At 68.5% G+C, this 22965-nt stretch carries 21 protein-coding genes; 6 read left to right on the top strand and 15 right to left on the bottom strand.

Going from position 1 to position 22965, the window contains the following annotated elements; genetic code table 11:
* Nucleotides 1-25 precede the first annotated feature (25 nt).
* Nucleotides 26-778, top strand: coding sequence for a DUF4191 domain-containing protein (locus tag FJV46_RS11845; RefSeq protein ID WP_087025782.1), 753 nt, complete (start codon nt 26-28; stop codon nt 776-778).
* Nucleotides 779-909: 131 nt separating this feature from the next.
* Here the strand turns inward: FJV46_RS11845 and FJV46_RS11840 are convergent, their stop codons facing one another.
* Nucleotides 910-1347 carry an RDD family protein gene (locus tag FJV46_RS11840; RefSeq protein ID WP_087025779.1) on the bottom strand — a complete coding sequence of 146 codons (438 nt, stop codon included), beginning with the start codon at nt 1345-1347 and terminating at the stop codon, nt 910-912.
* A gap of 255 nt (nt 1348-1602) precedes the next feature.
* On the opposite strand from FJV46_RS11840, the gene glnA reads away from it, so the two are divergent.
* The gene (gene glnA, locus FJV46_RS11835; RefSeq protein WP_087025778.1) at nt 1603-3027 is read left to right on the top strand and encodes a type I glutamate--ammonia ligase; all 1425 of its coding nucleotides are present in this window, start codon (nt 1603-1605) and stop codon (nt 3025-3027) included.
* Between the two features lie 80 nt (nt 3028-3107).
* Here the strand turns inward: glnA and FJV46_RS11830 are convergent, their stop codons facing one another.
* Together FJV46_RS11830 and FJV46_RS11825 are read right to left on the bottom strand one after the other, a co-directional pair.
* On the bottom strand, nt 3108-6119 hold the full coding sequence (locus tag FJV46_RS11830) for a bifunctional [glutamine synthetase] adenylyltransferase/[glutamine synthetase]-adenylyl-L-tyrosine phosphorylase (RefSeq protein WP_087025775.1): 3012 nt from the start codon (nt 6117-6119) through the stop codon (nt 3108-3110).
* A 48-nt stretch (nt 6120-6167) separates the two neighbouring features.
* Nucleotides 6168-7508, bottom strand: a complete 1341-nt coding sequence (locus FJV46_RS11825; RefSeq protein WP_087025772.1) for a glutamine synthetase family protein — start codon at nt 7506-7508, stop codon at nt 6168-6170.
* Between the two features lie 254 nt (nt 7509-7762).
* Here FJV46_RS11825 and panB point away from each other — a divergent pair, with 254 nt between their 5' ends.
* The gene (panB, locus tag FJV46_RS11820) at nt 7763-8662 is read left to right on the top strand and encodes a 3-methyl-2-oxobutanoate hydroxymethyltransferase (protein ID WP_087025770.1); all 900 of its coding nucleotides are present in this window, start codon (nt 7763-7765) and stop codon (nt 8660-8662) included.
* On the opposite strand, the gene FJV46_RS11815 is transcribed toward panB, so the two are convergent.
* Nucleotides 8659-8820: an SPOR domain-containing protein gene (locus FJV46_RS11815; RefSeq protein WP_126130568.1), complete on the bottom strand. Its 162-nt coding sequence runs from the start codon at nt 8818-8820 to the stop codon at nt 8659-8661. The genes panB and FJV46_RS11815 overlap by 4 nt on opposite strands.
* A gap of 113 nt (nt 8821-8933) precedes the next feature.
* On the opposite strand from FJV46_RS11815, the gene map reads away from it, so the two are divergent.
* Together map and ppgK are read left to right on the top strand one after the other, a co-directional pair.
* Nucleotides 8934-9812 carry a type I methionyl aminopeptidase gene (map, locus tag FJV46_RS11810; RefSeq protein WP_087025767.1) on the top strand — a complete coding sequence of 293 codons (879 nt, stop codon included), beginning with the start codon at nt 8934-8936 and terminating at the stop codon, nt 9810-9812.
* Between the two features lie 75 nt (nt 9813-9887).
* Nucleotides 9888-10700: a polyphosphate--glucose phosphotransferase gene (ppgK, locus tag FJV46_RS11805; protein ID WP_087025764.1), complete on the top strand. Its 813-nt coding sequence runs from the start codon at nt 9888-9890 to the stop codon at nt 10698-10700.
* Nucleotides 10701-10907: 207 nt separating this feature from the next.
* Here the strand turns inward: ppgK and nrdR are convergent, their stop codons facing one another.
* The 3 genes from nrdR to FJV46_RS15620 all read right to left on the bottom strand — a co-directional run bounded on the left by nrdR (nt 10908) and on the right by FJV46_RS15620 (nt 13650).
* Nucleotides 10908-11405 carry a transcriptional regulator NrdR gene (gene nrdR, locus FJV46_RS11800; protein ID WP_087025761.1) on the bottom strand — a complete coding sequence of 166 codons (498 nt, stop codon included), beginning with the start codon at nt 11403-11405 and terminating at the stop codon, nt 10908-10910.
* Nucleotides 11406-11498: 93 nt separating this feature from the next.
* Nucleotides 11499-12959: a histidinol dehydrogenase gene (gene hisD / locus FJV46_RS11795; RefSeq protein WP_087025758.1), complete on the bottom strand. Its 1461-nt coding sequence runs from the start codon at nt 12957-12959 to the stop codon at nt 11499-11501.
* Between the two features lie 163 nt (nt 12960-13122).
* A complete protein-coding gene (locus tag FJV46_RS15620; protein ID WP_104150503.1) occupies nt 13123-13650 on the bottom strand; it encodes a hypothetical protein in 528 nt (175 codons plus the stop codon).
* A gap of 150 nt (nt 13651-13800) precedes the next feature.
* Between FJV46_RS15620 and FJV46_RS15615 the strand changes: the two genes are divergently transcribed.
* Complete coding sequence (locus FJV46_RS15615) at nt 13801-14328, top strand: flavin reductase family protein (RefSeq protein ID WP_232008627.1); 528 nt, start codon at nt 13801-13803, stop codon at nt 14326-14328.
* Nucleotides 14329-14336: 8 nt separating this feature from the next.
* Here FJV46_RS15615 and dnaE read toward each other — a convergent pair whose 3' ends face one another.
* From dnaE to FJV46_RS11745, 8 genes are all read right to left on the bottom strand, one after another.
* On the bottom strand, nt 14337-17882 hold the full coding sequence (gene dnaE / locus FJV46_RS11780) for a DNA polymerase III subunit alpha (RefSeq protein WP_256940800.1): 3546 nt from the start codon (nt 17880-17882) through the stop codon (nt 14337-14339).
* Nucleotides 17883-17917: 35 nt separating this feature from the next.
* Nucleotides 17918-18853 (bottom strand): RluA family pseudouridine synthase, encoded by a 936-nt coding sequence (locus FJV46_RS11775; RefSeq protein WP_232008626.1) that lies wholly within the window; start codon nt 18851-18853, stop codon nt 17918-17920.
* Nucleotides 18843-19547: a signal peptidase II gene (gene lspA / locus FJV46_RS11770; RefSeq protein WP_306298271.1), complete on the bottom strand. Its 705-nt coding sequence runs from the start codon at nt 19545-19547 to the stop codon at nt 18843-18845. Before lspA ends, FJV46_RS11775 begins: the two co-directional genes overlap by 11 nt.
* A 138-nt stretch (nt 19548-19685) precedes the next feature.
* Nucleotides 19686-20348 (bottom strand): DivIVA domain-containing protein, encoded by a 663-nt coding sequence (locus tag FJV46_RS11765; protein WP_087025752.1) that lies wholly within the window; start codon nt 20346-20348, stop codon nt 19686-19688.
* Nucleotides 20349-20492: 144 nt separating this feature from the next.
* A complete protein-coding gene (locus FJV46_RS11760; protein ID WP_087025750.1) occupies nt 20493-20783 on the bottom strand; it encodes a YggT family protein in 291 nt (96 codons plus the stop codon).
* Between the two features lie 57 nt (nt 20784-20840).
* On the bottom strand, nt 20841-21374 hold the full coding sequence (locus FJV46_RS11755) for a cell division protein SepF (protein ID WP_087025747.1): 534 nt from the start codon (nt 21372-21374) through the stop codon (nt 20841-20843).
* 95 nt (nt 21375-21469) lie between these two features.
* Nucleotides 21470-22216: a YggS family pyridoxal phosphate-dependent enzyme gene (locus FJV46_RS11750; RefSeq protein WP_087025744.1), complete on the bottom strand. Its 747-nt coding sequence runs from the start codon at nt 22214-22216 to the stop codon at nt 21470-21472.
* A complete protein-coding gene (locus FJV46_RS11745) occupies nt 22213-22965 on the bottom strand; it encodes a purine nucleoside phosphorylase YfiH/LACC1 family protein (protein WP_087025741.1) in 753 nt (250 codons plus the stop codon). Before FJV46_RS11745 ends, FJV46_RS11750 begins: the two co-directional genes overlap by 4 nt.

Genomic DNA, 22965 nt, shown 5'->3' with positions numbered 1-22965 from the left:
GGTCATCCCGTAGAATCGAGGAACTATGTCACACGCGATTGATCCCTCAGGTTCGCCCACGCCCAAGCGCCGGCTCTTCTCCCGCAAGCCGAAGGCCGAGAAGGGGCCGAAGAAGACCGGGCGGATGAAGCAGGTCGTCGAGGTCTTCAAGATGACCCGGCGCAACGACCCGGGGGTCGTCTGGTTGATGCTGCTGGCCTTCGTCGGCATCATCGCCATCGGCCTGCTGGTCGGTTTGCTCATCAACAACGTCATCACCCTGATGATCATCGCCGTCCCGCTCGCGTTCCTCGCCGCGATCTTCATCCTCTCGAGGAGGGCGGAGCGGGCGGCGTTCTCGCAGATCGAGGGCCGACCCGGAGCGGCGGGCGCCGCGCTCAGCGTGCTCCGTCGCGGTTGGATCCTGCAGGAGCAGCCCGTGGCCGTGAACCCCCGCACCCAGGACGCCGTGTTCCGGGTGATCGGCCGGCCGGGCGTGATCTTGGTGTCCGAGGGCCCCTCCACTCGGGTGAAGCAGCTCGTGGACGGCGAGAAGCGCAAGATGGCGCGGATCATCCCCAATGTCCCGGTCCACGTCATCGAGACCGGCCGTGACGATCGCCAGGTTCCGCTGTCCAAGGTTCCCAAGGCCGTCCAGAAGCTGAAGAAGACGCTGACAAAGCAGGAGGTCTACGCGGTGGACAAGCGCCTCACCGCCCTCGGCACGAAGCTCCCGATCCCCAAGGGTGTCGACCCGTTCAAGGCCCGCCCCGACCGCAAGGCGATGCGCGGCCGCTGACACCCGCCGAACGAAGACCAGCAGTCACGAAGGAGCCCCCTCCCGGCCGGGAGGGGGCTCCTTCGTCCGTTCGGCGAGGACGTCGTCCGTGAGGGAAAGGGCTCGTCCGTCGCCTCCGGCGGGGACGGTCCTCAGATGCGGAAGAGGCCGGTCCCGCGGGCCCGGTCGTGCAGGCCCCGCTGATCGGCGTCGATCACGAAGACCGGGATCACCAGGCAGAGGAGGACGCTCCTGATGACGGCCGTCAGGTACCCCGCCGGCCGTCCATCGAGTGTCTGGACCTGCATCCGCAGGAAGCGGTGGCCGATGCTGTAGCCGAAGAACCCGACGAGGAGGATCTGTTCCGCCAGGAAGATGTAGAGGGTCGCGAAGCTGTCGTAGCCGAAGAACGCGGCGGAGGCGAGCGAGCAGATCAGCCAGTCGATGAGGAGCGCGGCGGCGCGAGGTCCGAAACGGGCGATCGATCCCGGACCGCTCTCCGGGCGGCCGAGCCGCTGGCCCGGCCACTGCTGCCCGTTGGACGGCGGCGGCCCCTCCATCCACGACCCGATGTCTCCTCTGTTCACCACGCCCCAACCCTACCGCCCCGGCAGGTCGCCATTATGACCCGGGGCCCGTCGGCAGGCTAGGGTGGGAGCCGCAGTACAGCGCCATGTAACGTCCCGGAAACAAGCGCGACACCAGCGAGAAACTGCCCGCTCCTACAGTTGTGACGAGTCGGCGGCAGCGTTTCATCCTGCCAGAGCTCGTGACTTCCCTTGCGGTGCAGGGACGCGCGCTGGCGTCGGGTTCTGACCCCAGCCATGCGTAAGGAGCACTGATAGATGTTTAAGAATGCGGACGAGGTCCTCACATTCATCTCCGACGAGGACATCAGGTTCGTCGATGTCCGTTTCACCGATCTGCCGGGCGTGCAGCAGCACTTCAACGTTCCCGCCAAGTCCGTCGACGCCGACTTCTTCATCCACGGCCAGCTCTTCGACGGCTCCTCGATCCGCGGGTTCCAGGGCATCGCAGAATCTGACATGCAGCTCATCCCCGACGTGACGACGGCATTCGTCGACCCGTTCCGCACCGAGAAGACCCTCGCACTGAACTTCTCGATCGTGAACCCGCGAACGGGAGACCCCTACCACCGCGATCCCCGCAGTGTCGCCGAACGTGCCGAGGCCTACCTGTCCTCCACGGGCATCGCCGATACCGCGTTCTTCGCCCCCGAAGCGGAATTCTTCATCTTCGACAACGTGCAGTACGAGTCCTCCCCCCAGGGAAGCTTCTACAAGGTGGATTCCATCGAGGCGCCCTGGAACTCCGGCCGCGAGGAAGTGGGCGGCAACCTCGGCAACAAGACGCCGTTCAAGGGCGGCTACTTCCCTGTCTCCCCCGTCGACAAGCAGGCCGATCTCCGCGACGCCATCTGCGTCGAGCTGGACAAGGCGGGCCTCGAGGTCGAGCGCTCGCACCACGAGGTCGGTGGCGCCGGTCAGGCGGAGATCAACTACAAGTTCACCACCATGACGCATGCGGCGGACGACCTGCAGAAGTTCAAGTACATCGTCAAGAACGTCTCCAACGCGTGGGGCAAGTCGGCCACGTTCATGCCGAAGCCCATCTTCGGTGACAACGGGTCCGGCATGCACTGCCACCAGTCGCTGTGGGCCGGCGGCGAGCCGCTCTTCTACGACGAGCGCGGCTATGCAGGACTGTCCGATACCGCTCGCTGGTACATCGGCGGGCTGCTGAAGCACGCCTCCGCCGTCCTCGCGTTCACCAACCCGACGGTGAACTCCTACCGCCGCCTGGTCAAGGGTTTCGAGGCTCCGGTCAACATGGTGTACTCGCAGGGCAACCGCTCCGCCGGCATCCGCATCCCCATCACGGGTTCGAACCCGAAGGCCAAGCGCATCGAGTTCCGTGCGCCGGACCCCTCGTCGAACCCGTACCTCGCCTTCGCCGCCCAGCTCATGGCGGGCCTGGACGGGATCAAGAACCGGATCGAACCGGCGGACCCCATCGACAAGGACCTCTACGAGCTCCCCGCCGAGGAGGCAAAGGACATCCAGAAGGCTCCTGGCTCGCTCGAGGAGGCCCTCCTGGCCCTCGAAGCGGACAACGAGTTCCTGCAGGCCGGCGACGTCTTCACGCAGGACCTGATCGACACGTGGATCGCCTACAAGCGCGAGGTCGAGATCCTGCCGCTGTCGATGCGCCCGAACCCCTACGAGTTCGAGCTCTACTACGGCGTCTGATCCGTACCGCAGCACCTGATCGAACGACGACGGCGGCTCTCCCGGGGGCCGCCGTCCTCGTGTCCGGGGCGGGCCGTGTCTCAGTACCCGTAGAAGTGCCGCTCGAAGACCGCCCTGCTCCGGCGCGTCAGCCGGAGGTAGTCCTCCTCGAGGTCCGAGCCGCTCCCCGGTCCGTACCCGCACCAGCGCGCCACTGCCTCGAGATCCCGCCGTGGGGAGGGCAGCAGATCGGAGCCCCGGCCGGACCAGATGACATTCGCCGCACGGATGCGTGTTGCCAGGTTCCAGCTCGCCCGGAGGGTCTGGACGTCCTCGAGCGGCAGCAGGCCCTCGTCGGCGATCACGTCGAGCGCCGCCAGCGTCGACTGGACACGGAGCCCCGGGAGCGAGCGGGCGTGCTGCAGCTGCAGCAGCTGCACCAGCCATTCGACGTCGCTCAGGGCGCCGCGACCGAGCTTGAGGTGCCGCGAGGGGTCGGCTCCCCGCGGAAGCCGCTCGGATTCCACGCGCGCCTTGACGCGCCGTATCTCCCGGACGTCGGTCTCCCGCAGCTCCTCCGGGTACCGGACCGGGTCGATGAGCTCGAGGAATTCCTCGGCGAGGGTGTCGTCGCCGGCGAGCGGCCGCGCCCGGAGCAGGGCCTGCGCCTCCCAGACGAGCGACCAGCGTCGGTAGTACTCCCGGTAGGAGTCGAGGGTCCGCACCATGGCGCCCTGCTTGCCTTCGGGCCGGAGGGCCGTGTCGATCTCCAGGACGCGTTCGGCGAGGACCGGCGGCCGGCACGGCTGGGTGAGCAGCGCGGCGAGGCGCGCCACGATCGTCTCGGCCTGCTTCTGCGCGGCAGCGCCGTCGGCGCCCTCCAGCGGACGGTGGACGTACATGACGTCGGCATCGGAGCCGTAGGTGATCTCGCGCCCGCCCTGCCGCCCCATGGCCATCACGACGACGTCGGTGAGGCGTTGCTCACCGCGGGCGCTGATCTCCTTCTCGGCGACGTGGAGTGCTCCGAGGATCGCGGCGCGATCGGCATCGGCGAGGGCCTCGCCGACCTGCGCCTGCGTCAGCAGCTGGGAACTGTCCGCGATGGCGATCCGCAGCAGCTCGCGGCGCCGGATCAGCCGGATCAGCCGGATGGCCTCACCCGGTTCGGGGTGGCGGGACATCTTGGACTGGATCTCCGTCCACTGGGCGTCGAAGCTGTCGGGCACGAGCGCTGCGTCCGAGCCGAGCCACTGGGTGGATTCCGGCGAGACCTCGAGCAGGTCCGTGATGAACCGGCTGCTGGACAGGACGGCGCAGAGCCGCTCGGCGGCGGCCGTCGAGTCGCGAAGCATGCCGAGGTACCAGTGGCTCTCCCCCAGTGACTCACTGAGGCGGCGGAACCCGAGGAGCCCGGCGTCCGGGTCCACGCCGTCCGCGAACCAGGCGAGCAGGATGGGCAGGAGCTGTTTCTGCAGCATGGCACGCCGTCGGAGCCCGCCCGTCAGGGCCTCGATGTGGCGCATGGCGCCGCGCGGGTCCTGGTAGCCCAACGCGGCGAGGCGGGCCTGCGCCGCCTCGGCGGTCAGCTGCACGTCCTCCGGCTGGAGCGTGGCCGCGTTGTTCAGCAGCGGGCGGTAGAAGATGGATTCGTGGAGCCGTTTCACGAGTCGGCGCGTGCGCTGCCACTTCTCGGAGAGGCTCTGCGCGCTGGGCCTCACCGTGACCAGGCAGCCTTCGGAGGAGCGCGCAAGGGCCCGTAGCGCCGTCTCGTCCTCGGGCATCAGGTGGGTGCGGCGCATCTGCATCAGCTGGATACGGTGTTCGAGGACACGGAGGTAGCGGTATGCGTCGTCGAGGTCGAGCGCATCCGACCGGCCGATGTAGCCCGCCGCGCTGAGTGCGGCGATCGCTGACACGGTGTCCCGGACCCGCAGCGAGTCGTCGAGGCGGCCGTGCACGAGTTGCAGCAACTGCACGGTGAACTCGACGTCCCGGAGCCCTCCGGGCCCCAGCTTGAGCTGACGGGCCTCCTCGTCCCGGGGGATGTTGTCCGTGACCCGGCGGCGCATCGCGCGGACCGCCTCGACGAAGCCCTCGCGTTGGGACGACGCCCAGACGAACGGCTCGATCGCTTCCTCGTACCGCCGGCCGAGGGCGGGGTCCCCCGCAGCGGCACGTGCCTTGAGCAGTGCCTGGAACTCCCAGGTCCTGGCCCACCGCTGGTAGTACGAGACGTGCGACTCCAGCGTCCGGACGAGTTGGCCGTCCTTGCCCTCGGGACGCAGGTTCGCATCCACCTCCCACAGCGCGGGTTCGGGTCCGGGTGAGTAGACTCCGCGCGCCATACCGGAGGCCAGACCCGTCCCGATCCGGGTGACGGTCGTCTCGTCGAGGCCGTCACCCTCGACGACGTAGACGACGTCGACATCGGAGATGTAGTTGAGCTCGCGCGCACCGCACTTGCCCATGGCGATCACCGCGAGGCGGACCCGGGCGACGACGTCGGCCTCGTGCACCTCGCCGAGTTCGGCACGGGCGACGGCGAGGGAGGCCTCCAGCGCGGCCGTCGCGAGGTCTGCCAGTTCGCGGGCGACCACGGGCAGGTAGTCAACGGGCGCGCAGTGGCAGAGATCGCGCACCGCGAGGTCCGTCAGGTGCCGCCGGTAGGCGACCCTCAAGGCCCGGTAGGCCTCCACGCCGGTCACGCCGGCCACGGGATTGTCCGCGGCAGGATCGGCGTCCACGGAGCGGAGCAGCAGCGCCCGGAGATCCGCGGGGTCCAGGACGCGGGGCGTGGCCGGGCCCGCCACGACGACGTCCAGGTGCTCGGGCCGGCGCATGAGGAACTCGCCGAGCGCCTCCGAGGCGCCGAGCAGCCTGAAGAGCGGGCCGCGACGGTCTCCGTCGGCGAACACCGCCTCCACCGCCCTCCGGTGGGAGGCCAGCAGCCGGACGAAGGACTGGAGCGCCAGATCCGGGTTTGCCGCTACCGCGAGGCCGGCGAAGAGATCGTCGTCGTTCAGTCCCCGCAGCTCCGGAGCCTCCAGGAAGCGCCGGCTCTTCTCGAGGTCCGTGAACCCGTAACTGATCAGCTTGCGGTTGAGGCTCATGGAGCAACACTAGCCAAGCAGCGACCGGCAGGCGGACCTGCGGACCGGCTAGAGAATGTTGAGGTTCCGGCGCAGTTCGTAGGGCGTCACCTGGATGCGGTAGTCGTGCCACTCCTCGCGCTTGTTCCGCAGGAAGTTCTCGTAGACCTGTTCGCCCAGGATGTCCGCCACGAGCTCCGAGTCCTCCATGACGCGGATGGCGTCGTGGAGGCTCGCCGGCAGCGGATCGTGCCCCATGGCGCGCCGCTCCGCCGCCGTGAGGCTCCAGACGTCGTCCTCGGCGGCCGGCGGGAGGTCGTAGCCCTCCTCGATACCCTTGAGGCCGGCACCGAGGAGCACGGAGTACGCGAGGTAGGGGTTGCTCGCCGAATCGATGCCGCGGTACTCGATGCGCGCGGACTGGCCCTTGTTGGGCTTGTAGAGAGGCACCCGCACGAGCGCCGAGCGGTTGTTGTGGCCCCACGCGAGGTGGCTCGGGGCCTCCCCGCCACCCCACAGCCGCTTGTACGAGTTGACGAACTGGTTGGTCACGGCCGTGAACTCGGGCGCGTGGCGGAGGATACCCGCGATGAACTGGCGCGCGGTCTGCGAGAGCTGGAACTCAGCCCCGGCCTCGTAGAACGCGTTGCTGTCACCCTCGAACAGCGAGAAATGGGTGTGCATGCCGGAGCCGGGGTGCTCGGAGAACGGCTTCGGCATGAAGGTCGCGTAGCTGTCGGAGGTGAGGGCCACCTCCTTGATGATGGTGCGGAACGTCATGATGTTGTCCGCGGTCTGCAGCGCATCGGCGTAGCGCAGGTCTATCTCGTTCTGGCCCGGACCGGCCTCGTGGTGGCTGAATTCGACGGAGATCCCCACGGATTCGAGCATCGCGACGGCGGTGCGGCGGAAATCCTGGGCCACGCCACCCGGCACGTGGTCGAAGTAGCCTGCCTGGTCCACGGGGACGGGTTGACCGTCGAGGCCCAGTTCGGACGACTTCAGCAGGTAGAACTCGATCTCGGGGTGCGTGTAGCAGGTGAACCCCATGTCGGCGGCCTTCGCCAGGGTCTTCTTCAGCACGCCCCGCGGATCCGCGGTGGACGGCTGCCCGTCAGGCGTCAGGATGTCGCAGAACATCCGCGACGTCTGCTCCTTCTCGCCGCGCCACGGCAGGATCTGGAACGTCGACGGGTCGGGCTGGGCCAGCATGTCCGACTCGTAGACGCGGGCGAGGCCCTCGATCGAGGAGCCGTCGAAGCCGAGGCCCTCCTCGAAGGCGCCCTCCACCTCGGCCGGTGCCAGCGCCACGGACTTCAGTGATCCGACGACGTCGGTGAACCAGAGACGCACGTACCGCACGTCGCGCTCCTCGATGGTGCGCAGTACGAACTCCTGCTGCCGGTCCATGACAACCTCATTCCTTGACTCGTTGCCCCGCGCCGCCCGGGAGGGCTGCGGGGTGTCCCTGTCCGACGTCGGACGGGGGGGGTGCCGTCGTATCCGCGGTCCGCGTGACATCGGGTCCGCGTGACATCGGGGCCGTGAAACGTCGGGGCCGTGAACGACCGCCGTCAATACTCTACTGACCCGGACGCCCGGTTCATGCGCGGCGGGCCGCTGGTGTCCGGAAGCCTCGACCGGGGGTCGGCTAGGCTCGATGCATGACCTCCGCCGAGCTGCCCGCCCCCTACGGAGAAGGCGCCGCGTCCTCCTCCCCCTCGCCCGGTGCACCGAACGGCCAGACCCGGCCGAGTACACCGACACCACCCGGGCGGGTCCGGATCCACCACCTGCAGCAGGCGAAGGAGCAGGGCACGCGATTCGCGATGCTCACCGCCTACGACCAGTACGCCGCGCAGGTGTTCGACGAGACCGGGATCGAGGTCCTCTTGGTCGGCGATTCGGCTGCTAACAACGTCCTCGGGCATGCGACCACGCTGCCCATCACGCTGGACGAGATGATCCTCTTCAGCCGTGCTGTGAGCCGCGCGGCCCGCCGCGCGCTCGTCGTCGCCGACCTGCCGTTCGGCAGCTACGAGGTCTCACCACAGCAGGCCGTCGAGTCCTCCGTCCGGCTGCTCAAGGAAGGGCTGGTGCACGCCGTGAAGATGGAGGGCGGCGCCGACTACGCGGACACGGTCCGCGCCCTCGTCCGCGCCGGCATCCCCGTGATGGCCCACATCGGTTTCACCCCGCAGAGCGAGCACGCGCTCGGCGGGTACCGCGTGCAGGGCCGTGGGGAAGCGTCGCAGCGCGTCGTGGACGACGCCGTCGCCCTCGCGGACGCGGGCGCGTTCTGCGTCCTCATGGAGATGGTGCCCGCGGAGACGGCGCTCGCCGTCGACGCAGCCGTCAGCGTACCGACGATCGGCATCGGAGCGGGCCCCGGGACCACGGGCCAGGTCCTCGTCTGGCAGGACATGGCCGGCCTGCGCGGCGGCCGGCAGGCGAAGTTCGTCAAGCAGTACGCCGACCTGCGGACAGCCCTCGCGGAGGCCGCCTCGGCCTACCTCGACGAGGTCCGGTCCGGAACGTTCCCCGGACCCGAGCACACCTTCTAGTCGTCCTCGCGATCCCAGGCGTCGTTGCGCTGCTGGACCTTCTCCAGGGCCTTCTCGGCCTCTCCCCGCGTGGCATAGGGCCCGATGAGCTGTGACCAGTCCGACTGGCGGTCCTCCTCGACCTCATGCGTCCGGACGTTGAACCAGTACTCCGTCATAGCGGAACTCCTCGCGTCGTCGTGGGCCCGCCGGTCCCCCGACTGGGAACTCGGTGGCCTTCCGGCCCCGCCGCACCAGAGGTGACCTGCTGCCCGGTTATAGGATCAAGGGTATGCCCCAGTCATCCACAGCTGCGCCCATCGGGACCCTGACACCCGGGACCGTCTCGCCGATGCGGCCCGTGCCCCCGGGTATCGCTCGTCCCGAGTACGTGGGGCGCCCGGCTCCCGCCGTCTTCACCGGCTCCGAGGTCAAGACGCCCGAGACCATCGAGAAGATCCGGGCGGCCGGGCGGATCGCGGCCCAGGCCATCGTGGAGGTCGGACGGAACGCGAAACCCGGTGTCACGACCGATCACCTCGACCGCATAGGACACGAGTTCATCCTCGATCACGGTGCCTATCCCTCGACCCTGGGCTACAGGGGCTTCCCGAAGTCGCTCTGCTCCTCGTTGAACGAGGTCATCTGCCACGGCATCCCGGACTCGACGGAGCTCCGCGACGGGGACATCCTCAACATCGACATCACGGCCTACAAGGACGGCGTGCACGGCGACACGAACCACACGTTCTGCGTCGGGACGGTGGACGAGGAATCGCGGCTGCTCGTCGAACGCACGCAGGAGTCGCTCACCCGAGCCATCCGGGCCGTGGCCCCGGGACGCGAGATCAACGTCATCGGACGTACCATCGAGTCCTACGCGAAACGCTTCGGTTATGGTGTTGTCCGTGACTTCACCGGGCACGGCGTCGGAGAAGCGTTCCACACGGGCCTGATCATCCCCCATTACGACGCCGCCCCCGCCTACAACCGCGTCATCGAGCCGGGCATGGTCTTCACCATCGAGCCCATGCTCACGCTCGGCACCATCGAGTGGACGATGTGGGCGGACGACTGGACCGTCGTCACGAAGGACCGCAAAAGGACAGCGCAGTTCGAGCACACACTCGTTGTCACCGACAGCGGCGCGGAGATCCTCACCGCACCCTGACATGGGCGCCCCGTTTTCCTCTGCACCACCCCCTTCCGGCTTGCGCCGAACCACCAACCCACGTGACGGAGAATCATGGCCAAGGACATCGAGAAGAAGAAATCTAGGAAGCTCCCCCCGTCCGTCATCGGCATCGACATCGGCGGTACGGGAATCAAGGGCGGGATCGTCGATCTCGAGAAGGGTCTCATCGTCGGTGAGCGCTTCCGCATCCCGACACCGAAGCCTTCCACGCCCGAGGCGGTGGCCGACGTCGTCGCGCAGATCGTCGCGGAGCTGAGCTCACGGCCCGAGGGCCCGCCGGCCGATGTGCCGGTCGGGGTCACCTTCCCGGCCATCATCCAGCACGGCGTGGCACGCTCCGCGGCGAACGTGGACAAGAGCTGGGTCGACACGGACGTCGACGCCCTGTTCACGACGGTCCTCGGGCGCGACGTGCACGTGATCAACGACGCCGACGCCGCCGGACTCGCCGAGGTCCGCTACGGTGCGGGCAAGGGCAAGCTGGGGACGGTTCTCGTCATCACGCTCGGCACCGGTATCGGGTCGGCGTTCATCTTCGACGGCAAGCTCGTGCCGAACGCGGAACTCGGCCACCTCGAGATCGACGGGCACGACGCCGAGACGAAGGCATCGGCCGTCGCGCGTGAACGGGACGGGATCGACTGGGACGAGTACGCCGTCCGGCTCCAGCGCTACTTCTCGCACGTCGAGTTCCTCTTCTCCCCCGAGCTGTTCATCGTGGGCGGCGGCATCTCGAAGCGCAGCGGCGAATACCTGCCCTCGCTGAACCTCCGGACCCCGATCATCCCGGCGCAGCTCAAGAACCACGCCGGAATCGTGGGGGGCGCCCTGCAGGCCGCACTGCTGTCGAGCCAGAAGGCCTGAGCAGCTCGAGAGGCTCGAGCTACCCACGCTGACGGCGGGAACGACGACGGAGCGACCCTGGACACGGCCCCCTCGACGCACGAAGCCCGGTACGGACATCCGTACCGGGCTTCGTGCTGTTCCTGTGCCGGGCGAGCCCGGACGAACGTGGTGCCGGTGGTGGCGTCGGCTTCCCCTCCGCAGCCACCACCGGGGTCTGGAGCGGCGCTACTGCGCCGTCAACGGTCTCTGCACACCCGAGGGTATGCGCTCGTTGTCCTTCGCCTGCCGGCGAAGGGTATCAATGGCTTCCTCGAAATCCTCCAGGGACTCGAAGCCCTGGTAGACGCTCGCGAAGCGAAGGTAGGCGATCTGGTCCAGCTTGCGCAGCGGTTGCAGGATCGCCAGCCCCACCTCGTGCGCGTCGATCTCGGCGACGCCGCTCGCACGCACGGTCTCCTCTACCTCCTGGGCCAGGAGAGCGAGGTCGTCCTCGGTGACGGGCCTCCCCTGGCAGGCCTTGCGGACTCCGTTGATGATCTTGGACCTGCTGAACGGCTCACCCGCCCCCGACCGCTTGATGACGCTGAGGCTCGTGGTCTCGACCGTGCTGAAGCGGCGTCCGCACTCGGGGCACTGGCGACGGCGACGGATGGCGGAGCCATCATCGGCGAGGCGGCTGTCGACCACCCGCGAGTCGGGGTTCCGGCAGTACGGACAGTACACGGCTCCCCCTCGGATGGTCGGCGATCGTCCCGTTCGATCAGTCTAGGACTAGATGTGGTGAAACAACAACACTGTAATTACCAGATGTAGTGTTCAGCCGTCCGTGCGGACCGCTCGACCCGTCGCCTCGAAGCGGGCCGCCACGGCCTCTCCGTGCGCCGGCAGGTTCTCCGCGTCGGACAGAGCCTCGATCGACGCCGAGACCTCCCGCAGCGCCTCGCGGTCGTACTGGACGAGCTGCACGGCCTTCAGGAAGGTGGTGACATTGAGGCCGGAGGTGAAGGCGGCCGTCCCTCCGGTCGGCAGCACGTGGTTGGACCCCGCACAGTAGTCCCCGAGGCTCACGGGGCTGTAGGCGCCCACGAAGACCGCACCGGCATTCCGGATGCGGCGCGCGACGCCGGCGGCATCCGCCGTCTGGATCTCGAGGTGCTCGGCCGCGTAGGCATCGCACACCGCGATCCCGTGCTCGAGGTCGTCGACCAGGATCACTCCCGACTGCGGTCCCGAGAGGGCTGTCCGGACACGATCGGCGTGGCGGGTGCGCTGCGCGCGGACACCCAGCGCCTCGACGACGGCTGCAGCGAGCTCCTCCGAGTCGGTCACGAGGACGGACGCCGCCTGCGGATCGTGCTCGGCCTGGCTGACGAGGTCGGCCGCCACGAGGTCCGCGTCAGCACCGGCGTCCGCGAGGACGGCGATCTCCGTGGTTCCGGCCTCCGAGTCGATGCCGACGCTGCCGCGCACGAGGCGCTTCGCGGTGGCGACGAAGACGTTCCCGGGACCGGTGATCAGATTCACCGGATCGATCGCGCCCGGGCGCGACGGGTCGGCGGCGGAGCCCCCGGGCAGGGCACCCGGCTCGCCCGATCCTACGCCGTCCCCCGTACCGTCTCCCGTGCCGCCGTCCGCGACGACACCGTACGCCAGCGCCGCGACGGCTTGGGCCCCGCCCATGGCGTGGACCTCCGTCACGCCCAGCATCGCAGCGGCCGCGAGGATGACGGGGTGCGGCCAGCCGCCGAACTCCTTCTGCGGCGGGGAGGCGAGCGCGATGGAACGGACGCCTGCGGCCTGCGCGGGGACCACGTTCATGACGACGGAGGAGGGGTACACCGCGAGCCCCCCGGGCACGTACAGGCCCACGCGGTCGACGGCGATCCACCGGTGGGTCAGCCGAGCGCCCTCGGCGATCTCGATCTCGACGTCGGCCGGCCGCTGGGCCTCGGCGAACAGGCGGGCACGACGGATCGCTTCCTCGAGCGCACCCCGGACGTCGTCGTCGAGCTCCTCCAGCGCTGCCGCGATCACGTCCGCGGGTACTCTCGGGTGATCCTGCTCGACGCCGTCGAAGCGGTGGGCCAGCTCGCGCAGCGCGCCGAGTCCTCGAGCCCTGACGTCGTCGACGATGGCCTGCACGGCCGCCTCGGACGAATGGGCACTCACGGCGGCGCGGGGAAGAAGGCGCTTGAGGTCTCCGGGGGAAAGCGTGCGGCCGCGAAGATCGAGCGTGCGGAAATCGACGACGGACGGAGTGCTGGGCGCTGAAGTCACCCGTCGAGTCTATCGGGCGCCACCGGCCGGCACCGGCCGTCGGAACTGCAGGGACGGGAGCGCAGGGACGGGAGCGCAGGGACGGGAGCGCAGGCACCACAGTGCCGGCCAGGAGTGCGGCAGGCGAAGGTCACGGGGCGGGTCAGGCGGAACGGCGGCGCGGTCACTCCCTGCGGCGCGCGAGTCCGATCAGGGCGGCCACCAGGATGACGACGGATGCGGTGGCGGGCCAGAGGGCGAGTGCGCCATAGGAGTGGAGCATGAACAGGGAGCCGGGGACTCCCTCCGGTCCATGCGGGCCGAAGACGTAGGCGAGGCCTTCTCCGACGCCGAGTGCGAGGAGCGACCCGACCGTCGATCCGCCGACGGCGGCAAGGATCCGGGCCACCACGCCCGGCAGTCGCAGCCGCACCGCGACGACGGCTCCCACGGCGAGACCGACGACGACCTCGAGGCCCGCCAGGGTGAGGTCGCGCAGCACCCACTGCTGCGGATCACCGGGATCGCCGAACACCCGCCCGGTCGGTGCAAGCAGCCACCACGCGGCGCCCAGCATCGCGCCGAGGAGGATGGTGGAGCCCAGCCACCAGAAGACCCCTGCCGGCGGGACCGACCGGCGGTCCTCGGCAACGGCGTAGACAGGAGGAGGGTAGTTGCTCGAACCCGTATCCGGTCCCTGGTTGGCGCGCATGACTTCTACATTAACAAACCAGCCGGAGGCCACGGACCGCGCCTAGTGTGGAATCAGCGGGACCGGCCCTGTCCGGCTCGGGTGACACCTACGGAGGGTGTCGCGAAGCCGCCCGTCCCGCCCGCATCCGTCGATCCCCGGAGGACACCCGTGAACCACCAGAGCACTGCACCGGATCGCCGGCTACCCGCCGAATTGCACGGCGAATCCTTCCGCGAGGTCTTCCGCCGGCATGCGGCAGGAGTCGCGATCATCACCGCCACCTACAACGACGTCCCCTTCGGCTTCACCGCCACGTCGGTGGCCTCGCTGTCCGCCGAGCCGCCGCGCTTCTCCTTCAACATGGCACGGACCTCCTCCTCCTGGCCCGCCGTCGCCAACACGAACTTCGTAGGTGTCCACATGCTCAGCACGGAGAACGAGGGCCTGGCGAACCGCTTCGCGCGGACGAAGGACCGGTTCACGGGCGACCACTGGGAGGCCGGGCCCGAGTGCGTTCCCATCCTGAAGGACGTGGCCGGCTGGCTCGTGGGGCGCATCAGCATGCGCCTGTCCTTCGAGAACAACGCGGTGGTCGTCGCGGAGGTCGTCGCGGGGACCATCGGCCCCGACGGCGCACCCCTCCTGTATCACGGCGGCAGCTACGGTACGCCGACGGCCACCGACTACGTGATCTGAGGAGCGGCTCAGGCGTCGAGGCAGGCCGGGCCGAGCAGGACCTTCAGGTCCCCGAAGAGCCCGGGGGTCGGATTCACGCGGAGGTCGACGCCGAGCTTCATGACCTCGACCTTGCGTGAGCCGTTGAGCCGGATCAGCACCTCGCTGGTCCCCGGGTGGGTGCGCAGGACGTCGCCGAGTGCGGTCACCGCCGTCTCGGTGGCCTTGTGCTGCAGCATCGAGATCACCACGGGACCGGAGTGTCCCTCGCTGAGGTCCGGCACCGAGAGTTCCTGCGCGTTCAGCATGACGGCGCCGTCGTCCCGGCGTTGCAGGCGCCCCCGGACGACGACGATCAGGTCCTCGGCGAGGACGCCCGAGATGGGGCCGTACACCTGGCCGAAGAACATGACCTCCATCGACCCGGCGAGATCCTCCACCTCGGCACGGGCGTAGGCGTTGCCGCTGTTCTTGGCGATCCGGCGCTGCAGCGAGGTGATCATGCCGGCGATCGTCACGATGGCGCCGTCGGCCGGCCCCTCCTCGCTGATGATCGAGGGGATCGAGGAGTCCGCGTGGTTGCTGAGGATGCCCTCGAGCCCCTGCAGCGGGTGGTCCGAGACGTAGAGCCCGAGCATGTCGCGCTCGAAGGAGAGCTTGTCCTTCTTGTCCCACTCCGGGAGGTCGGGAACCTCCACCGACAATCCGCCGGGCCCGCCCATGCCGCCGTCGTCGTCGAACGCGCTGAAGAGATCGAACTGGTTCGCCGCCTCGTTGCGCTTGAGGACGATCACGGAGTCGACCGCCTCCTCGTGGATCATGACGAGGGCCCGGCGAGGGTGCTTCAGGGAGTCGAACGCGCCGGCCTTGATGAGCGACTCGATGGTGCGCTTGTTGCAGACGACGGCGGGCACTTTCTGCAGGAAATCGCTGAACGAGGTGAAGGCGCCCTTCTCCTCGCGCGCACCGACCATCGCGCCGACGACATTCGCGCCGACATTGCGGATGGCGCCCATCCCGAAGCGGATGTCCTTACCCACGGGCGTGAAATTGACGCTCGACTCGTTGACGTCGGGCGGCAGCACCGTGATGCCCATGCGACGGCATTCGTTGAGGTAGATAGCGAGCTTGTCCTTGTCGTCGCCGACGCTCGTGAGCAGCGCTGCCATGTACTCGGCCGGATAGTGCGCCTTGAGGTAGGCCGTCCAGTAGGAGACGAGGCCGTAGGCCGCCGTGTGCGCCTTGTTGAACGCGTAGTCGGAGAACGATTCGAGGACGATCCAGAGCTTGTCTATCGCGGCCTGGGAGTAGCCGTTGGCCTTCATGCCGGCGAAGAAGTCGGCCTGCTGCTTGTCCAGCTCCGACTTCTTCTTCTTACCCATGGCACGGCGGAGCATGTCTGCCTGGCCGAGCGTGAAGTTCGCCAGCTTCTGGGCGGCGCTCATCACCTGCTCCTGGTACACGATCAGGCCGTAGGTGCCACCCAGGATCTCCTCGAGGGGTCCCTCGAGCTCCGGGTGGATCGGCTCGATCTCCTGCAGCCCGTTCTTGCGGAGCGCGTAGTTCGTGTGCGAGTTCACGCCCATGGGGCCCGGCCGGTAGAGCGCCAGGACCGCGGAGATGTCCTCGAAGTTGTCGGGGCGCATGAGCTTCAGCAGTGACCGCATGGGCCCGCCGTCGAGCTGGAAGACCCCCAGGGTGTCGCCCCGTGCCAGGAGCTCGTAGGACTCGCGGTCGTCGAGCTCGAGATCCTCGAGGACCAGGTCGGTGTCCTTGTTCGCCTTGATGTTCTCCACGGCGTCCGTGATGATCGTCAGGTTCCTCAGGCCGAGGAAGTCCATCTTGATCAGCCCGAGCCCCTCGCACGTGGGATAGTCGAACTGGGTGATGATCTGGCCGTCCTGCTCACGGCGCATGATCGGGATGATGTCGATCAGCGGGTCCGAGGACATGATGACACCCGCCGCGTGCACCCCCCACTGGCGCTTGAGGCCCTCGAGGCCGAGGGCCGTCTCGAACACCTTCTCGGAGTCGGCGTCGGTCTTCAGCAGCTCCCGGAGTTCCTCCGCCTCCGAGTACCGCTTGGCGTCCTTGTTATGGACGTCCGCCAGGGCGAGTCCCTTGCCCATGACGTCGGGCGGCATGGCCTTGGTGAGCCGCTCACCGGTCGAGAACGGATAGCCCATGACGCGCGAGGAGTCCTTGAGCGCCTGCTTGGCCTTGATGGTGCCGTACGTGACGATCATGGCGACGCGCTCGTCGCCGTACTTCTCCGTGACGTACCGGATCACCTCGGAACGGCGCCGATCATCGAAGTCGACGTCGAAGTCGGGCATCGACACACGCTCGGGGTTGAGGAACCGCTCGAAGATGAGGCCGTGCTTGAGGGGGTCGAGATCGGTGATCCGCATGGCGTACGCGACCATGGAGCCCGCGCCCGAACCACGGCCCGGACCCACGCGGATCCCGTTGTTCTTGGCCCAGTTGATGAAGTCGGCGACGACGAGGAAGTAGCCGGGGAACCCCATCTGCGTGATGACACCGACCTCGAACTCGGCCTGCTTGCGGACGTCGTCCGGCACGCCTGCGGGGTAGCGGAACTGCAGGCCCGTCTCGACCTCCTTGACGAACCAGGACTGCTCGTTCTCCCCCTCCGGGACCGGGAAGCGCGGCATGTAGTTCGCCTTGGTGTTGAACTCGACGTCGCACCGCTCGGCGATGAGCAGGGTGTTGTCGCAGGCTTCCGGGTAGTCGCGGAAGATGGCCCGCATCTCGGCGGGCGACTTCAGGTAGAACTCGTCGGCGTCGAACTTGAAGCGCTTGGGGTCGGCGAGAGTCGATCCGGACTGGACGCACAGCAGGGCTGCGTGGGCCTTGGAGTCCTCGGCATGCGTGTAGTGCAGGTCGTTGGTGGCCACGAGTGGGAGCCCGAGCTCGTGCGCCAGCTTGATGAGGTCCGCTTTCACGTTCCGCTCGATGTCCAGCCCGTGGTCCATCAGCTCGCAGAAGTAGTTGTCCGCCCCGAAGATGTCGCGGAAGTCCGAGGCCGCCTGCTTGGCCTCGTTGTACAGTCCGAGCCGGAGCTTCGTCTGGACCTCGCCGGAGGGGCAGCCCGTCGTGGCGATGAGACCCTTCCCGTAGGTCTGCAGGAGGTCACGGTCCATGCGGGGCTTGTAGAGATAGCCCTCGAGGGAGGCGAGCGAGGACATGCGGAACAGGTTGTGCATGCCGCCGGTGGTCTCGGACCAGAGCGTCATGTGCGTATAGGCGCCCGCTCCCGAGACGTCGTCGCGACCGCCGCCGCCCCACTGGACGCGCGTGCGGTCGTTGCGGGCAGTGCCCGGCGTCAGGTAGGCCTCGACGCCGATGATCGGTTTGATCCCGGCGCTGGTGGCCTTGCTCCAGAAGTCGAAGGCACCGAACACGAACCCGTGGTCCGTGGTGGCGAGGGCCTTCATCCCGAGTTCCTCGGTGTGGCTGAAGAGATCCGTCAGCCGCGCGGCGCCGTCGAGCATCGAGTACTCGGTGTGGTTGTGGAGATGGACGAACGAGTCGGTTGATGCAGGAGTAGCCACACCCCGAGTCTAGTGCTCGCGCCGACGTCGGCGCGTCAGACGAGCCCGTTGGACAGGGCCGTGAGCGCGTAGGCGAGGTCCACCGGATAGGGACTCGTGACCTGGACCGGCTCCCCCGTCCGGGGGTGCGCGAACCCGAGGCGGTGCGCATGCAGCCACTGCCGTGTCAGGCCCAGTTCGGCGGCCAGTCGCGGGTCGGCGCCGTACGTGAGGTCTCCTGCGCAGGGATGCCGGAGGGCGGAGAAGTGCACCCGGATCTGATGGGTCCGGCCGGTCTCGAGGTGCACCTCCACGAGGCTGGCACGGCCGAAGGCCTCGAGCACCTCGTAGTGGGTCACCGAGTCGCGGCCGTCCTCCAGGACCGCGAAACGCCACTCGTGGTGTGGGTGGCGGCCGATCGGCGCGTCGATCGTGCCCTTCAGGGGTTCCGGCAGGCCCTGCACCACGGCGTGGTAGACCTTCTCCACCGTGCGCTCCTTGAAGGCCCGCTTCAGCGCCGTGTACGCGGGCTCCGTCTTCGCGACCACCATGGCGCCCGAGGTCCCCACATCGAGCCGGTGGACGATCCCCACGCGCTCCGGGGCTCCCGAGGTCGAGATGCGGTACCCCGCAGCAGCCAGGGCCCCCACGACCGTCGGCCCGACCCACCCCGGTGAGGGATGTGCGGCGACGCCCACGGGCTTGTCCACGACCACGAAGTCGTCGTCGTCGAGCAGGATCCCCATGCCGTCGACGGCCTCGGGGATGATCCGGTGGCGATCGTCGGGATCGGGCAGCTCGACCCCGATCCGGTCACCCTCGTGCACGCGGTCGGACTTCGCCAACGGCGTTCCCGCCCGCAGGATCCTCCCGTCGGCGGACCACTGCGCGACGGCGGACCGGGAGACCTCGAGCAGGCGTGCCAGTGCGGCGTCGACCCGCGAACCGGCCTCGGAGGCCGGGATGACCAGATCCCTGTGCTCAGCGGCCACGCTCCGCCTCCTCGTCCGGCGATGGTGGGGTCGTCCCGGAGGGTCCGGGGGTGCCGGGTGCAACCGTGCCCGATCCGGTGTCCGGCGCCTCCGTTCCGGCGTCCTCTGGCTCCTCGTCCGACGTGCGCCGTCCGTCCATCCCGATGCCACGCAGGGTCAGGAGGCAGATCAGCACGACACCACTGACCACGGCGGAGTCCGCGATGTTGAAGATCGCGAAATTCGGCAGCGCGATGAAGTCGACCACATGGCCCTGGCCGAAGGAGGGTTCACGGAGCAGGCGGTCGGTCAGGTTCCCGAGGGCACCACCGAGGACCAGGCCCAGGGCGACGGACCAGCCCCAGGAGGCCACCCTGCGGACCTGCAGGACGATCGCGGTGGCGACCACCACCATGATGATGGTGAACACCCACGTGTAGTCGGTGCCGATCGAGAACGCGGCGCCCGGGTTCCTGATGAAGCGCCAGTTCAGGAGCGGCGGCAGGACCGGGGTGATCTGGCCCTCCGTCATCGTCGAGACGACCCACCACTTGGTCAGCTGGTCGAGGACATAGGCCACGAGCGTGCACCCGAGCATGAGGACGGCGAAGCGCCTCGGCGGGCGCCCTCGCTCCCCCTCACGCTCGACGCCGCGATCGGGTTCTCGCGCGGGAGGCTCGTTGGGGGCGGGCTCGGAGGGTTGCTGGTCGTTCACTGTCCATCCAGGGATCGAGGGGCGGAGGCGGGTGCCGGGGACCGGAGGTCCGACGGCGAAGGGCCGGTCACCGGGACGACGCCCCGGCCACCGGCCCTTCCACTGCTGGACCGACGTCCCGTCGGCCCGGATGTCCTGTTAGGAGGCGGAACTGTCCGACGCGAGCGATCCGTGCGCGTCCAGGTCCTGGAGCTGCCCCTCGATGTAGGCCTTCAGGCGGGCGCGGTAGTCGCGTTCGAAGCCACGGAGCTGCTCGACCTTGCTCTCCAGCACCGACTTCTGCTCCTCGAGGTCGCCGAGCGTCTTGCGGCTCTTCTCCTCAGCATCGGTGACGAGTCCGGTCGCCTCGATCTGCGCCTCGGCGATGATCTTGTCGCGCTGCTCCACACCGGCGTTGACGTACTCGTCGTGCAGGCGCTGTGCCATGGCCAGGACGCCGGCGGCCGATTCGGCGCTTCCGGTGCTGGGCGCGGATGCGGCGGGTGCCGGCGCCGGCGTGGGCTCCTCGTCGGTGGCGGTCAGCGTCTCCTCGGACCCCTTCTCCTCGGAGGCCAGGTCGTCGGACGGCAGGTCCTCGGTCTGGGTGCTCGCGGCGACCGGAGCAGGTACCGCCGTGGTCGAGGACGCGTCCGCCGATCCTCCCGCGATGGTGCGGCGCAGTTCCTCGTTCTCGGAGTTCAGGCGACGCAGCTCCACGACGATCTCGTCGAGGAAGTCGTCGACCTCGTCCTGGTCGTAGCCTTCGCGGAACTTGGTGGGCTGGAACCTCTTGTTGACAACGTCTTCTGGCGTCAGAGCCATGGGTCACCTCAAACTGATAGAAGCCCGCCGCCGGGGAGGCGGTCATGGCTGCGGTACCGAATTGTGGACCGACGCCCGAGGCGCCCGTCGAACTGTGGATCAGCGTATCTGGTCGGGAACTGCATCACGAAACGAATCCGCTCGTCAGCCCGCGAGGCTCCTGGCGACCGACATCAGGATCAGGACCACGATGAAGAGCACGAGGAACGCGAGGTCGAGCTGCACTCCCCCGAGCCGGAGCGGCGGGATCAGTCGACGCAGCGCCCTGATGGGCGGGTCGGTTGCCGAGTACACCCCGGAGGCCACGACCAGCGCGGCCTTCTGCGGCCGCCAGTCACGGGCGAACCCCTGCACGGCGTCGTACACGATCCGCAGGATCAGGGCGAGCTGGAACAGCATCAGTACCAGGTAGATCAGGGCGAATACCAAATTCACAGGGCTGGTCCAGTCCTTCGGGCCGTGGGTCTCTTGCGACCATCACGGCCGCCGGGCTCAGCTCTGGTTAAAGAAGCTGGTCTGTGCTTCGCTTGCCTTCAGGTCCTCACCGAGGACTTCAATATACGACGGCGACAGCAGGAACACCTTATTGGTGACCCGCTCGATGCTGCCGTGCAGCCCGAAGACGAGTCCTGCGGAGAAGTCGACGAGACGCTTGGCGTCCGCCTCCCCCATGTCGGTGACGTTCATGATCACCGGGATCCCGTCACGGAAGCTCTCGCCGATCAGCTTCGCATCGTTGTACGAGCGCGGGTGGATGGTGGTGATCTGGCGCAGCGCTGCTGAGTCCTCCCGGGAGGACGGCGCCCGCTTGATGGGGGTCACCGGTGCACGGTACTCATCGGCGGAGGACATCCGGTTCGTTGCGGGAGCGGGCTCCAGCCCTCGCTCTTCGCGGCGTTCGTCACGATCGTAGTCCACGGTGTACTCCTCGTTCCGGCTCTGCGCGTTCTTCGTTTCGGGCTCGTAGTGCTCGTCACCATCGGCGAGCCCAAGGTAGATCATCGTCTTGCGCAGTGCGCCGGCCATGGTAGCTCCTGTCATAACAGAGTGGATGAGGGGTGGCCCCCCGGGCCGTCGAAACCGGTCCGGACGCCTGTGGTGCCGCCGTTCTAGCTGGAACGCTACCCCACGGCCGGACGCGGACCGAGGACATCAGAACCAATCCGGAGGTGTGTCGCCCCAGCGGCGACCGCCGCCTCCAGGTCACCGCTCATCCCGGCCGAGACCCCGGTCGCGGAGGGATCGACGGCGCGCACGGCGGCCGAGATCATGAGGAGCCTGGCGAAGGCTTCGTCCGGGGAGGCATCGACCGGCGCCACCGCCATGACGCCGGCGAGGCGAAGCCCCGCGGTGCCCGCGACCTTCTCCGCAAGGCCTGCGGCATCGGCCGGCAGGGCGCCTCCCCGCCCGTCCGCGGTGCCGTCCGGGTCGAGGGAGAACTGGAGATAGCAGTCGAGGTCGGGCCGGGGTTCCGACCCTGCCCCGCCTCGCCGCTCCTGCTCGACGGCGACGGCCTTCCCGAGTGCAGTGACCAGTGAGACCCGGTCCACCGAGTGGACGCTCCGGGCATACCGGACCACTGACCGCGCCTTGTTGGACTGCAGCTGGCCGATGAAATGCCATGCCAGCGACAGGTCCTCGAGCTCCGCGGCCTTGGCGGCTGCCTCCTGGTCACGGTTCTCGCCCACATCCGAGACCCCGAGCCCGGCGAGGATGCGGACATCGGACGCCGGGAAGTACTTGGTGACGACGATCAGTCGGGGCTCGCTGCTGTTCGCGGCGTGGGACGCCGCGGAGATCCTCGACCTCACCTGCGCCAGACGACGCGACAGGTCCTCCGGCCGGCCGCCCTCGGGAGCGCCGCTCATGATGTTCTCCATACGAGGCCCGCGATCCGGCCCTCGCCCGGTGCTCGTCGGTGGGAGAAGAGTCCGGTGTTCTCGACCGTGCAGGAGTTCCCGGCCACTGCCTCGACGCGCACACCCGAGCGTCTCAGCTGCTCCCGTGCGGCAGCCGGCAGATCGAGGGCCGGGGTGCCCTGCGGAGTCCGCGACGCCGCCATCGGGAGATCCCGGGCGAGATCCGTCATCATGTCCTCCGGCACCTCGTAGCAGGACCCGCAGACGGACGGACCGATCCAGGCCGCGAGGTCATGCGCACCAGCACGGGTCAGCAGACGCACCGCCTCGGCGAGGATACCGTTCCCGATGCCGGCGCGGCCCGCGTGGACCGCGGCGGTCGCTCCTGTCCCGCCCTCGCTCCTCGACGCGTCCGCGAGGATGATCGGGACGCAGTCCGCGACCAGGACGGCGAGGGGTTCCTCCCCGCGGGGCGAGACCAGGCCGTCGGCGTCGGGTCCGCGGGTCGGGGTCCGGTCTCCGTCCACCAGCACCACCCGTTTCGAATGGGTCTGGCTCATGAAGCGCAAGGACGCGACCGGCACGCCCATCTCAACCTCGAGCAGCCGCCGATTGGCTTGGACGGACGGGGCGTCGGAGCCGACGTGCAGCGCGAGGTTGCCCGCTGCGGCCGCGGTGAAAGCGACCCGCAGTCCCGGACGCACCTCCTCCTCCCAGTGGAAGGGGGACGTACGCCCGGGACCGACGGACGGGTTCAT

Origin of the sequence: Arthrobacter agilis (assembly GCF_006494655.1) — a bacterium.
Taxonomy (GTDB): Bacteria; Actinomycetota; Actinomycetes; order Actinomycetales; family Micrococcaceae; genus Arthrobacter_D; species Arthrobacter_D agilis.
The sequence above is the reverse complement of the archived record's forward strand: the minus strand, read 5'-3'. Positions and strand labels throughout refer to the sequence as shown.